Annotated in this window: 8 protein-coding genes and 2 pseudogenes; 7 read left to right on the top strand and 3 right to left on the bottom strand. The window is 32.2% G+C overall.

Features of this window, described 5'->3' with window-relative positions:
• The first annotated feature begins 104 nt into the window (after window positions 1-104).
• From BZK16_RS01085 to BZK16_RS01050, 7 genes and pseudogenes are all read left to right on the top strand, one after another.
• Window positions 105-1,004 carry a WYL domain-containing protein gene (locus BZK16_RS01085; RefSeq protein WP_077927054.1) on the top strand — a complete coding sequence of 300 codons (900 nt, stop codon included), beginning with the start codon at window positions 105-107 and terminating at the stop codon, window positions 1,002-1,004.
• A 412-nt stretch (window positions 1,005-1,416) separates the two neighbouring features.
• Window positions 1,417-1,881: a DUF4231 domain-containing protein gene (locus tag BZK16_RS01080; protein WP_077927053.1), complete on the top strand. Its 465-nt coding sequence runs from the start codon at window positions 1,417-1,419 to the stop codon at window positions 1,879-1,881.
• Complete coding sequence (locus tag BZK16_RS01075; protein WP_143691117.1) at window positions 1,874-5,356, top strand: hypothetical protein; 3,483 nt, start codon at window positions 1,874-1,876, stop codon at window positions 5,354-5,356. The genes BZK16_RS01080 and BZK16_RS01075 overlap by 8 nt, the downstream gene beginning before the upstream one ends.
• On the top strand, window positions 5,353-5,826 hold the full coding sequence (locus BZK16_RS01070) for a response regulator (RefSeq protein WP_077927051.1): 474 nt from the start codon (window positions 5,353-5,355) through the stop codon (window positions 5,824-5,826). Before BZK16_RS01075 ends, BZK16_RS01070 begins: the two co-directional genes overlap by 4 nt.
• Window positions 5,813-7,012, top strand: a complete 1,200-nt coding sequence (locus BZK16_RS01065; protein ID WP_077927050.1) for a phosphorylase family protein — start codon at window positions 5,813-5,815, stop codon at window positions 7,010-7,012. Before BZK16_RS01070 ends, BZK16_RS01065 begins: the two co-directional genes overlap by 14 nt.
• A 251-nt stretch (window positions 7,013-7,263) precedes the next feature.
• Window positions 7,264-9,164: pseudogene (locus BZK16_RS14825) on the top strand (AAA family ATPase).
• Window positions 9,165-9,227: 63 nt separating this feature from the next.
• Window positions 9,228-10,364, top strand: a pseudogene (locus BZK16_RS01050) (DEAD/DEAH box helicase); the annotation flags it as partial.
• A 51-nt stretch (window positions 10,365-10,415) separates the two neighbouring features.
• On the opposite strand, the gene rluF reads toward BZK16_RS01050, so the two are convergent.
• The 3 genes from rluF to BZK16_RS01035 all read right to left on the bottom strand — a co-directional run bounded on the left by rluF (window position 10,416) and on the right by BZK16_RS01035 (window position 14,032).
• Window positions 10,416-11,144: a 23S rRNA pseudouridine(2604) synthase RluF gene (rluF, locus tag BZK16_RS01045; protein WP_077927046.1), complete on the bottom strand. Its 729-nt coding sequence runs from the start codon at window positions 11,142-11,144 to the stop codon at window positions 10,416-10,418.
• Window positions 11,145-11,321: 177 nt separating this feature from the next.
• Window positions 11,322-12,635 (bottom strand): M16 family metallopeptidase, encoded by a 1,314-nt coding sequence (locus BZK16_RS01040; RefSeq protein WP_077927045.1) that lies wholly within the window; start codon window positions 12,633-12,635, stop codon window positions 11,322-11,324.
• Window positions 12,636-12,637: 2 nt separating this feature from the next.
• A complete protein-coding gene (locus tag BZK16_RS01035) occupies window positions 12,638-14,032 on the bottom strand; it encodes a M16 family metallopeptidase (protein ID WP_077927044.1) in 1,395 nt (464 codons plus the stop codon).
• Between the last annotated feature and the right edge of the window lie 9 nt (window positions 14,033-14,041).

Below are 14,041 nucleotides of genomic sequence, written 5' to 3'. Positions count from 1 at the left end.
TCTTGTATATTATGTTTTTATAGTTTTTACTATTAAATTAAGATGGCAATAGTTTTTTCTTTAAGTATAATTTATATATCAAATGATACTATAGTTGGTGTGTTATGGATGTAGCTTTACAGGGAAAATATCAGTTTATAGAGTTCTTATTATTATTTAAGGGAGTTTTAACTAGAAGTGAGTTGGTGGCTCGGTTTTCTATTGGTGAGGCTACAGCTAGTCGGCTGATTGCTAGCTATCTAGAGGAGTCCCCTGGTCAAATGATTTTTATGGGGGCTCGTAATGGGTATGTGATCTCGAAAAGTTTTAAGGCATGTTATGAGCATTCAGTAGAAGGGGCTTTGCAATATATCGCTTATGGAACAATATCTAATAAATTTGCTGTGGAGCAATATGGCAGCGAGTATTTAAAGAGTTTTACGAATTTAAATACAATGATTGTTTCTGAAATTACACGAGCAATTGTGAATAATGAATGGCTGAAAATAGAGTATTTTTCAACTTCTTCAGGGCGTACTACCAAGACTATTCGACCACATAGTTTATTTAAGGCCGGGAATTCTTGGTATTTCAGAGCATTTGAAATACCTGAGATGATTGATACGGATAACTTTCCGTTGAGTCGCGACGTTATACAAAAGTGTTATAAAACGTTCAAATTTAGTCGAGTGTTAGCTGTTGATAAAAATGCTATGCCTTTAGCCGGGCACGGAATAAGTAAAGATATGGATGATGACTGGAACCGTTATCGAAATGTTCAATTAATTCCACATCCTAAAGCTTTACACCCTGAAAGCCAAATGTTGGATTTGGGCATGCAAGATTTAGGTATCAGAGAAATTGTTGTGTCAGAAGCATTGCTTGGTTTTAGTTTAATCGATTTAAGAGTCGATTGTTCTAGAGATGCTGAATTAAACCCTTATGAATATCCATTACGTTTAAATAACCTAAAAGAATTACGGAATATTTCATCCATGAAAATAGCACCAGGATTTTCACAATAAATGATATAAAGGAAAAGATGCTCCATGCTGTCAAATATAAATATTTTAACTTAAGATATTTTCAGTATGTAGCATTGCGCTTATAATATAAGCTTACAAGTCGTATTGACGAGATTAGGCTTAATCCTTTTGAATCCTAATTTGATTGTACTCAAGCTCAAAATATTTAGCACTACTAGGCTTATCTTCATTACTAGCTTTGTAATTTTTGTGATATACCGTTCATTCTTTAAAAGAGGTCAAAAAGCTTTCGATAGTGGGTAATAATTACCTTATTGAAATACACTCTATAATTAAGAAAGTTATAGAGTGTGGAGGATTGTAACTTATATTTAATAATCCTTCTTTATACTAAGATAGTCTATATTATAATTTTTATATTTTGCTGTAATGTAATTCTAAGGTTTTATTTATGATAGAAAATAATGCTGTAAATTTAGTTAAGACAAAAATTTTAGACATGAAAAAAAAAGCCAACCATAATAAATTGGAGGCTTTATGGGGAGTAAGAATTATTATTTTATTTGGTATGAGTGCCCCAATATTTATTGCTTTTGGTTCAGGGCTTGTATATGGAAAGATTATACCCTCGGTATTATCATTGATTGCAGCGATCTTAACTGCTTGGCTTCAAATTAGAAAACCGCAGAATTTATGGTACATTTATCGTACAGCTCAAAGAAAATTTGAAGTTGAAATAGAATTATATCAATTCGATATTGGTTTTTATAATGTAAAAACTGAAGAAAAAGATAAGATTTTAATTAGACAGGTAACAGATATTTATTTAGATACTCATAATAAATGGAGTGAGATAGTTCCCTCAATGAAGAATATAGAAAAATTAGATGGAGCCATGGGTGGAAATTATGAGTAGGGCTAAAAATAAGAAAAAAGTTAATAATTTAAGTCGATATGTTTTAAGTGTTAAGAACAAATCATCTTGGGTCCAACGTTATCATAAATGTCTAAATTATGATGAGATAGAGCGTTTAATTGGACGAGTTTCTATTTTTCCTGAGTTTTCTGAACAAATAAATTTGAGTTTAAACTCTAATTTCTCACTCTTCTATAATGTTAATCTACCTTTATCAGATTTGAGAGTAAATTTAGCATGGTGTGTCGGGGTAGTTACCCATCATGAGAAGAGAATAAAGAAGTTTAGGAAATTAGAAGAAAAATTAGAGGAACAAATTCTCATAGAGAATTATGAAGCATCGATAGAAATTCTAGATGAAATTGATAGAGAGTGCGGTTTATCAACTTGGTCTATTGGTATTCGGGGATCTATTCTTAAAATTTCAGGGGAAGAGGTAAAATATTTTAAATTGATTTCAGATTTAAATAACAATAAAGGCTATAGTGATTTTTTTAAAGTATTATTAAAATATATTGTTGATCGTTATGATGAAAATAATATTCATACAAGCTTAGCTGATACGTTTCGAAAGCAAATTATGAGATTTCCTGATGATGAGTTTAAAAGTTTTTTACTATATAAAATAACTCCTAAAGATTATTTGCTGGATTTTGAGATTAATTATAATGGAGTTTTGAAATATGAAAAACAAAGTTCTATTATAGATATATATAAAGCTCTAATTTCATATATAGAAAGCTCCACTAAGAATCATGCTTTTGATGCTAATTTACCATACCATATTAAAAATGTAATCATTAAATTAAATAAAATTTGTTATCACCCTATCGTTAATAATTGCTTAAATTTTTATAGCTTAAACCCAGAAAAGCCAAGTTTTAATTTTGAATTACCTGTTCTTGATTTATATACACAGGGTAAATATGAAGAAATTGCTCGCTCAATTTATGTTAATAAACCTTTGAAGTATATTGAATTTGAAATATTAAGTAAATCCATATCAAGATTACCTTCAAACTTTCCATTTGTATTTGATGAGGGGATTTTAGGAAAAATACTTAGATATATGACATCAATATTATTAAAAAAAGAAGATTATTCATCTGCCTTTTCATCTTTGCTTACTTATTGTTATGCTTTTGATGGGATTAGTTGGTTTCAAGAGCTTTTATTATTCGTTTCTCGCGAATCTAAATTTATTGGAAGGAATAAATTTAAGAGTTTATCTAAGATAGCAGCTTTAAAATCTAAAGATGATACACCTCAAAAATTACTTTATTTACATGGAAAAAACAAAGAATATTTTGTTAAGTATTTGCAACAAAATTGTATTAAATCAACCACAGCTAATTTTTTTTTAGACTTATATGAATATAAGAACACGAATCATAATAGCTTACTAGTAACTGTTGATAAACACAGGTTAAAGAAGCATGAAGCGATAATTTATTTTAGTCAAGGTAACCAAGATCAAGCAATTCAAATATTAAAAGAATCTATTAAAGATTCTAAGGGACTTGATTTTTATGATATTTTGAAGTTGTTAGTTGATATGAACTTTGAAGCAGGGTATATAGAACAAGCTATTACTATTGTTGTAGAATACGTGCTTAAAGATAAAAATAATATATTAATATTTGATATTGACAAAGTTGCCTATCATGCAAGAGATTTAGTATCTAGTAGTAATAGTATAAATATTCCTATCAGCTTATCACTATATTGTAAATACAGTGATGATAGATATAGACCTGCATTAAGAGCTAGTTTTGATAATTTTATCACTAAAAACAATTTAAAAAGTCCTATTGAGTTATTAGAAAATAATCTTGGTTATTCAGATGAAAAAATTGATTATTTTTTAGAATATGTTTGTACGATAAATAACATGAAGCTATCAATGTTATTTGAAGATAAACAAGAAATAGATCTATGTCGAATTAAAATTTGTAATGAATTGATAGAAAAGGGTATATCTCGAGATTCTTTAGTAGAAGAAATTAAACATATTACGAAAGAAGAAGTATTTAGAAAGGCAGCAGCGCAAGTTGATCAGAGTAGAATATATGTGGATATTACTTTATTTAAAGATACTGTCTTCAAAAATTTTAAAGATTTATTTGTTAGATTTACAGATTTAAAAAAACAGAATTATACTGGTTTTAATGATGAGTTTATATTAACGTTTATTAATTCATTAGTAAAAGATAAGGAGACACAGGAAGTTTTTGAATTATCCCAAAAAATTACACTTTTAACTTTTGGAAATAGCATAGTGCTTAATGAAAAAAATAAAATTTTTTATAATTTAATTAAAACGTTAAGGGATGAATTTACATTTGGCGATAAAGGGCTGAATAGTTATTTAAGTACGCGTATTAGACATGGTGTTCTTCCTACAGCTCTAAGAAAACCTGTACAAAATGAATCATTGTGGGCAACTAGTGACCTTCATACAGGAGAAATTAAAGAAAATAAACTATGGGTTTCTAAACTTAAATCTATCACTGATACTAGTGAGTTATCTAAGCATTTATATAATTTCACAATTGAATATGAAAAAATAATTAATGAGATTAATGACAGTTGGCTTCAAATAAGATGTTTGGAAAGAGCAATTAGTTCTATTCAGGTCGATAGTGACGAAAATAAGGTATTATTTGATTATTCTTTATCAGAGTATGAATCCTTGTATATTCAAGCATTAGTAGGAGATAGGGATTACAATCATTTAATTGATATCACATTAGAATGGTTATGGTATAAAACAGATATTAATTTATCTAATGTTAGAGAAGCTATAGAAAATAAGTCATTAAATAAGTTTGATGAACTATTTACTCAGTTGGATAAAAATGTTGCTTTAATCTGTACAAATCAAGATGAAGCATCATTGTTTTCAAGTTCCGTTAGAAAATCGAGAGAAAGTCTGAATACTCAATTAACTAATATATCTTCTTGGTTTAAACGGTCTCTTGTAAACCATGTAGATGAATTTGAGATTAACACTGCTATTGAAATTGCTAAGCGTGCAACGAATGTCAATATTAGTTTAAAACAAACAGGAAATCATAAGTTTAAATCACGCTATTTATCTAGCTTTGTGGATATATTTTATATTATTTTTGAAAATGCACTTAGTAAAAGCAAACTTTCTACAAATCAGTTATTAATAAAAGTTGAAATATCTTCTCAAAATGATGATTTAATTTTATCTTTTATAAATAATAGCTTGAGTGTAGATTATATTGCTAAAAATCAAGAACTAGATAAGTATAGAGTGGCCTATAATAATCCTGAATTGATGGTTGCTGCATCTCAAAAAGAAGGTGGGACAGGAATATTTAAAATTTGTAATATTATAGAGAAAGAATTTAAGATAGAGCATATTAATACATTCGGGTACAAGGATAATGAAACTTATCATAATGAGATTATTCTTAAAGAGGTTTTAAAGGTGATTTCAATATGAATATATTAATTGTTGAAGATCAGCCAGATAAAAAAGAGAATATAGAATTATTTCTGCATAATTACTACACTTGTAGTAGTCATCTTAATATTTCTACTGTTGGCTCATTAAGAGGGGCTTTAAGAGCATTACTCTTATGTGATACATATGATTTAATCTTATTAGATATGAGTATGCCTGCTTTTGATACATCTAGTTCATATTTTGATGGTTCTCCTGAAAGTTATGCTGGGCATGAGCTTTTAGAACAAATGAAATTAAGAGGAATCTCTGTCCCTGTTATTGTTGTTACTCAATATTCATCATTTGAAGGTGGGGCTGTTACTCTCGAGGATTTATCTCAAAATTTTTATGAAGAATACAGTAAATTTTACTTTGGGCATGTTTATTATAATTCTGGGAATGATAACTGGAAATTAGATTTAGAACAAAAAATTTTAGGGTTAAAAGTGCAAAATGAGCCATCCTAAAATACTTATTGTAGATGATGAGAGTAAAAAAATATTAGGTATTGTGGGGGCTCTTCAGGAGAAACTAACTTTTGAATATGAAACTGCACTTACATCCAGATGTGCTATGAAAAAGATGCAAAAAATTAAGTTTGACTTATTGATTATAGACTTGCAATTACCTGAAGACCTCAAAGAAGAAGTCAGCATTGATGGTGGTGTTAATCTTTTAAAAACTATTCATTGTAGTACTCTTATAAACAAACCAAAAAATATTATAGGTATTACATCACACGATGATTCGTATCAAAGTTGTAAATATGAATTTGAGAAAAATGGATGGGTGCTGTATTTGGATACAGGTGAATACGACGTTATATCTGAAGCTATAAGTAATCAGTTAGAGTATGCTAAGACAGAACAAATCTATAGTGATATTGTCATTATCACTGCTCTAGAACATACAGAGTTACAAGCTGTACTTTCTTTAAGTGAATGGATAAAATTTAGCGTCTTAGATGATTATAATACTTATTATAAAACTACGATAGTGAATAAAGATGGTCAAAATTTGATATTAATAGCAACAAGCTGCCACGATATGGGAATGGCTAATGCTTCGGCAATTACTATGAAAGCTTGCTTAAAATTTTCACCAAAATACGTATTAATGCTGGGTATAGCAGCAGGTATTGAAGGTAAAGTTGCATTAGGAGATATATTGATAGCTGATACATGTTGGGATTGGGGAAATGGAAAGCAAACAATTACGGATGGTAAACCTGAATTTTTAGCATCTCCAAAACAGATGTTGCTTGATGAGTCTTTAAAAATGAAGTTACGTTCATTAGTAGTAAATAAAAATTATCTGGAGGAAATCTATCAGGGGTATTTAAGTGATCTAAAACCATCAGAAGCTCCTAATATTTATATGGGACCAATAGCTTCTGGTGCTGTTGTTCTAGAAAATCCTGATATAGTAGCTGCTATCAAAAAAGCTAATAGAGAAACTATAGGTATAGAAATGGAAGCATATGGTGTAATGATCGCAACCAAATTATCAGGTAGTTCTCCACCTATTTCTTTAATCATTAAGTCAGTATGTGATTTTGCAGACCCATCTAAAGATGATATTTTTCAAGGGTATGCAGCATATACAAGTGCAAAATATGCATTTAAACTTATAGAGAATGAGTTGGAATTTTGAGGAATAATCTATGTGTATAACACTAATGGAATTAGATTAATAAACATATATCTGAGTTGTTAATGCTAGGTCTGTGTAGTACATGGAAATCAAATATCTAGTCAATATATGTGAATTTTATTTCAGTATGATACTTTATTGTCTGATTTTTAAGTATACAGAAAAGATACGAGTTTTAGTATGAGACTTTTTTGTTTGCTAAAAATACTAGATCATATAGTTACATGATCTAGAGTTCCAAACTATATTGTTTGTTCACATTTAATGTAATATTACAAAATAGATCAACAAGTGACAAAGATTCCATTCGTAATTCTCCTGAAAAATATGGCGACCAAAACTATACCGTTAAAAAATTAAAAGAGACAGATATTCCAAGGGTTTTAAAGCCAACTTATCAACCTTTAGAGGGCGATACTAGAAATAAATATGAGCTTTTAATTGATCTAAAAAGCAAGAGTGTACCAAATGAGCTACGTGCTCCTAATATCAATTTTGAAGGAATGAGTAAATCGGTAGAGGAGATCTTGCAAACTGAAGTCGGGCAGTCAGAAAAAATCAATGAGCTGGTCAATAATGGTTCTTTGAATAAATGGGGTGAAGACGGACTGAAATACCATGAGGAACGTACTATATGTGCATTTTGTGCTAGTGATATCAGTCAAGAAAGATTGCAAGCTTTACGTCAGCACTTTGATGAAGAATTCAGGAAGTTAAATGATAGGATTGTGAAAGGTATAGCTATTTTAGAATCTTCTAAATCAAAATTAAATATTAGTATTAAGTTAGATGAGTTTTATGATGTTTTGCATGATGATTTACGAAAAAAGTATGATAGCCTTACTGAACTATTTAAAGAACAAGAAAGCTCTATTAATAGTTTGATTAAGTTACTTGAAGATAAGAAACAATCTTTATTTAATAAGATTTCATTTCAAGCCCCAATAGATTACACGGAAAATATAAAAAATATATTTGCAGAAATTGAATTAATTCGACAAAAACATATTAATCAAACAGAAACTTTAGAAAAAGATAAAAAAATGCTCAAAATGCACTGCGTTTAGATCATGTGTATTCTTTTGTGCAACAAATTAATTATGTAGCATCGCGCGAAGGAATAATGGTATTAGAACAAAAAATAAAGCCATTAGATGATATTTTGTTGGAGAAAAAAAGAAAAGAACAAGAAATATTGGATTCTATTAAATCAGAAGAAGATAAATTGCAGTCAGAAAGTGAAGCATGCACTCGTATTAATGGAATTTTGAATCATGATTTTGGTCATCCTTTTCTGAAGTTAGAGGCAAAAGAAATTGATGGTTTTCAAGGAAAGTCTATCGTTTTTGAAGTGCAGAGAAATGGAAAGAAAGCGCATAATTTAAGTGAAGGAGAGTGTAGCTTAATTTCATTTTGTTATTTTTTAGTAAAAATTCAAGAAGACCTTGAGCAAGGCAAACAGCCTATCATTTGGATTGATAATCCTATTAGTAGCTTAGATAGTAATCACATATTTTTTATTTATTCTATGATTAATAGTCATTTATGTAAGGATAAAAAGTTTTCTCAGTTATTTATTTCAACTCATAATTTAGAATTTTTGAAATATTTAAAGCGTTTGGATACCAAATATCTAAATATTAATGGTGTAGAAAAAAAATTGAAGGTGAGCAAATATTTGTTGCAACGAATAGATGATAATTCGACAATTGTTCAAATGCCTAAATATATGAGCGAATATGCTACTGAATTTAACTGTTTATTTAAACATATATATGAATGTGCAATAGCAGAATCTGTAACTGATCAAAATCATACATATTTTTATAATTTTGGAAATAATGCACGCAAGTTTATAGAAATATATTCATATTATAAATTACCAAATAACATGAATGATGATGACAGAATACAAAGTTTTTGGGGAAATGATTTGCAACGTTTTTTTGTTAGCCGAGTGACAAATGAATTCTCTCACTGTTCTGGAGTATTAGAGAGAGGAATGTCTGTTATTGACGAACCTGAAATGAAGAGAACAGCTAAAGCAATTATTTCTAAAATACAAGAAGATATTAATCAATATGATGCTTTATTAGAGAGTATAGGGAGAAATAAAGAAAGTGATTCATTATATCCATTAAATGCTGAGTGATTTTTTCTAAATTCCTGTACCATATGCACTTTATTTTATACAGGCAGTGGAGTTTTAATTTTGATGTCCTTTAATGATTTAGGTTTATGCAAGGAATTACTGACAGCGTTGAATGATGTGGGTTATGCAGAGCCCACACCGATTCAAAGAGAGGCGATTCCGGTTGTATTAAAAGGGCGAGATGTGATGGCTTGTGCGCAAACGGGCACAGGAAAAACAGCCAGTTTCACATTGCCCATTTTGCAAAAATTACACCAACAATCATTGAAACAAGAGACAAAAAAACGACTTGTACGAGCTTTGATTTTATCACCAACACGTGAATTGGCTGCGCAAATCGGTGAGAATATTGAGGCTTACAGCAAGTATTTAAAATTGCGTTCATTGACAGTATTTGGCGGTGTGAGCATCAATCCACAAATGATGAAACTTCGTGGTGGTGTGGATGTATTGATCGCAACGCCAGGGCGATTATTGGATTTAGAGCAAAAGAATGCCGTAGATTTATCTAATGTAGAATATTTAGTATTGGATGAAGCAGATCGCATGCTCGATATGGGCTTTATTCACGACATTAAGCGTATTTTGGCGAAATTACCAAAAAGACGACAAAATCTATTATTCTCAGCAACTTTTTCTAAAGAGATTAAAAAGCTCGCGGAAGGCTTGTTGTTTAAGCCTGAAATTATTGAAATTGAAAGCTATAAACCAACGCCAGATCAAATCACACAGCATATTCATATGGTGGATAAGAGTCGTAAACGTGAGTTATTGGCGCATTTGATTACAGAAAATAATTGGTCACAAGTGTTAGTATTTTGCCGCACAAAGCATGGTACAAATCGTTTAACAGAGCATTTGAATAAAAAAGGCATTGTGACCTTGGCAATTCATGGTAATAAAAGCCAAGGTGCGAGAACGCGCGCATTGTCAGAATTTAAAGCAGGGAATATTCGTGTGCTATTGGCAACGGATATTGTGGCGCGTGGGTTAGATATCGCAGAGTTACCTTATGTTGTGAATTATGATCTGCCTGATCAAGCAGAAGATTATGTGCATCGTATTGGTAGAACAGGACGTGCGGATGCTAAAGGTGAAGCAATCTCTTTATGTGGTGCTGAAGAATTGGAATTATTGAAGGATATTGAAAAACTTTTGGGTAAGCCTATTCCAAGAATGAGTATTAAAGGCTTTGAGCCAACTGAGCATTAATTGTGCACAAAATAAAAGCCCCAAATCGGGACTTTTATTTTATGGTGTCCACTTTGTAGTTTGTACTCCGTAACCAAGATCTTCAAACAACTCATCTTGCTCTTTGCCTGTTAAATAGCGCCATTCGCCCACAGGTAATTTGCCCAGTTCAATATTCATGATGCGCAATCTTTTCAAGCTTGTCACATTATAACCGAGGGTTTCACACATTCTACGAATCTGGCGATTCAAACCTTGCATGAGGATGATATTGAATTCATTACTAGATAATTGCGTCACTTTACATGGCAATGTTTTAGTGCCTAAAATTTTCACGCCCGCAGACATTTTTTGCACAAACTCATCATTGATTGGGCGATCCACAGAAACGATATACTCTTTCTCATGTTTGTTTTCAGAGCGCAAGATCTCATTGACGATATCACCATCATCCGTCATGAGGATTAAACCTTCTGAATCTTTATCCAAACGGCCAATATGGAAAATACGCGTTGGATAATTCATGAAATCAACGATATTGCTTTTCACATTTTTCTCAGTGGTACTTGTGATGCCAACAGGTTTATTCAATGCGATATAAACAAAGCTTTGTGGACTTGCTATTTCTTCGATCAAAGCACCATCCACAAGCACTTTGTCTCCAGGATTCACTTGGTCGCCAATTTTGGCTTTCTTGCCATTGATTTTGACACGGCCTTCTTCAATTAATTTATCCGCGCCACGTCTAGATGTTTTACCAGATTCACTGATAAATTTGTTTAAACGCATATTTTTTCCTTCATGTTTAACCGTTATTTGATATTTCACCTAATGGGGAAATATTAAGAAATATATGGCAGGGAAGTTATCAAATTTAATGTGATAAGAGAAGCAATACTTATTTTATTCATGCTTTAATAAACAAAAGCTCCTAATAGGAGCTTTTATTATTGATTTTATAAAAAATTATGGTGCTTCGCCGCCCACAATCACAGTCACAAAATCATCAGGATGAACATGCTTTTGGAATGCTTTCTGAATCTCTTCTTTCGTAATTGCACGAATGGTTTCAGGATATGTATCGTAATAATCTAAAGGTAGATCATATTGAGCTATTATGAGTAATGCGCCAGCTAAACCGCTATTGCTACTTAAACTTAAAATAGAGCTACCAATTAAGTTATTTTTTGCACGATCTAAATCTGTATCATTAGGACCATTTTTGATGAAATCTTTAGTACCTTCAATCGTTGCTTTGATGGCATGATCAACGCTTTCATTTTTGGTGGATAAACCAATTGTGAATGGGCCATGTAGGAATGAAGGTGCAAAGTAGCTGTAAATACCGTACGTTAAACCTTGTTTTTCACGGATATCCATCATCAATAATGATGTCAAACCGCTGCCACCTAAAACATGATTACCTAACAATAATGGCCAATAATCAGGGCTGAAACGATCAATACTCACATGACCCATAACAATGCGGCTTTGTGGGCTATTGAAATATTTACGCACCGTTTGTGGCTTAACTTTTTCCACTTTCTCTTCAATTTTAGGTAATGTTTTACCTTTGCCTAAAACTTCACTAATGCCAGTACTGATTTTTTCTGCTGAATCACGATCTAAAGCACCTACGATGATGATGTTTGCACCTGTTGCATGATAATAATCATCACGGAACTGTTTCAGCTCTTCAATCTTCATCTTTTTCAATGATGCTTGAAGCATTTCACTTGTCACACCTTGAATTTGATTAGGGTAGAGCAGTGTGCTGAATGTTTCGCTCGCAATCGCATCAGGGCTATCTAAACGTGCTTTTTGTGCATCGATGGATTGAGTGCGTTCACGATTGAAAATTTCAGCATCTAAGCGTGGTTCTTGAACCATTTCACGCCACAATGATAATGTACTATTCAATACAGTATCATCTGTTAATGAACGTACTTTAATCGCTGTATTTGTTACGCCAGATGAAATAGAGATTGCACTGCCTAAATTTTCCAAAGCTTCAGAAAATTCATTTTCATCTTTATCTTTGGTGCCAAGTGTCATCATTTGTGATGTCATACTTGCTAAACCGTAATTTTTACCTTCACGAAAGCTGCCTGCATCCATAGAAATGATTAAATCCACCATCGGGATTTCTGGTGCTTCAATGAAAAGTACACGCGCACCTTCATCTGTTTTCCATTCTTGAATTCGAGATTTCATGTCAGCTGCCATAACCATAGAAGAGATACTGACACCAATGATGATTGCAAAGGTTCTTTTTAACATGATTATTCTCCTTCATTGATAGCTTCTACAGGCGCAGCATGTGCACGAAGGCGACCGACAGTTAAGTTGCCATCATTCAAGTATTTTTGCGCCACTTGCTGAATATCTTCAGGTGTCACTTTTTCAAGATATGACACAAGATTTTCACGGTTTCTCCAACCTTCGCCAGTTGTTTCCGCAGAGCCAATAGACATTGCTTGGGAATAGATAGAATCTTTCGCGAAGATTTGGCTTGTACGATATGCCGTTAAAATCTTATTCAATTCTTCTTTTGTGACCAACGTTGTTTGAAGATTTTTGATTTCAGCTTTAAGCTCAGCTTCTAATGTTTCTAATTCAACACCATCAGCAGGTACAGCGCTTAGCATAAATGTTGTATCGTAGCGCGCACCTTCATTGTAATAGCTAGAAGCATCCAATGAATTTTGTGATTCACGCACCATTTTTTTAGGTAAACGCGCAGTATTACTACCACTTAAAATTTCAGCCGCTAACAATAAAGCATAAGCTTCTTGTTTGTTGTCTGTACTATTAATACTTGGCACTTTGTAAGCCATGAATAATACAGGCAAGTTCGCGGGTGTTGCCATTTCGATATATTTCGTGTCATTTTGTGGCACTTCAAAGTTAATTTCACGCACGATCTCTTCACCACGTGGAATTTTTCCGAAATATTGATTCACTAATTCATGGGTTTTTTTAGCATCCACATCGCCAACAATTACAACTGTTGCATTATTTGGGCGATAGAATTGATTGTACCAAGATTGTAAATCAGCCAATGTCCAACTTTGGATTTCTGGCATCCAACCAATGATTGGATTGCGATAAGCATTCGTTGTCCATACTGTTGCATTGAATGCTTCATAGAACAATGATTGTGGATTGCTATCTGTGCGTTGGCGGCGCTCTTCTGCAACCACTTGGCGTTCAGGTGCAAAATCTTCTTCTGTTAATACTAAATTTGCCATGCGATCAGATTCTAAACGCAAACTCGTTTCTAATTCCCAGCTTGGCAAAATTTCAAAGTAAGCAGTGTAATCATACGAGGTGAAAGCGTTATCTTTACCGCCTAAGTTTGCAATGATTGTGGAATGTTCATTAGGCTTTAAAGTCGGTGTACCTTTAAACATCATATGTTCTAACATATGAGATAAACCACCTTTACCACGTGGTTCATCCACTGAGCCAACTTTGTACCAAACCATTGTCACAGCCACAGGCGCACGATGATCTTCACGAATAATGAGTTTTAAGCCATTATCTAAAGTGAATTCATGAGTGTTGTTAGTGGTGATATCTTGGCCTGCCATTGCTGTTGTTGCCAATACAGAGAGTGTTGTTGCAGCTAAAATCTGCTTGAGTCCTTTTCTACTTTGAATCGTTGGCAATGCCATATAGATCTC

This window comes from Wohlfahrtiimonas populi (assembly GCF_002006795.1).
GTDB classification, from domain to species: Bacteria; Pseudomonadota; Gammaproteobacteria; order Cardiobacteriales; family Wohlfahrtiimonadaceae; genus Wohlfahrtiimonas; species Wohlfahrtiimonas populi.
Note: the sequence above shows the minus strand (reverse complement) of the source record. Positions and strands in the feature narration are given on the sequence as shown.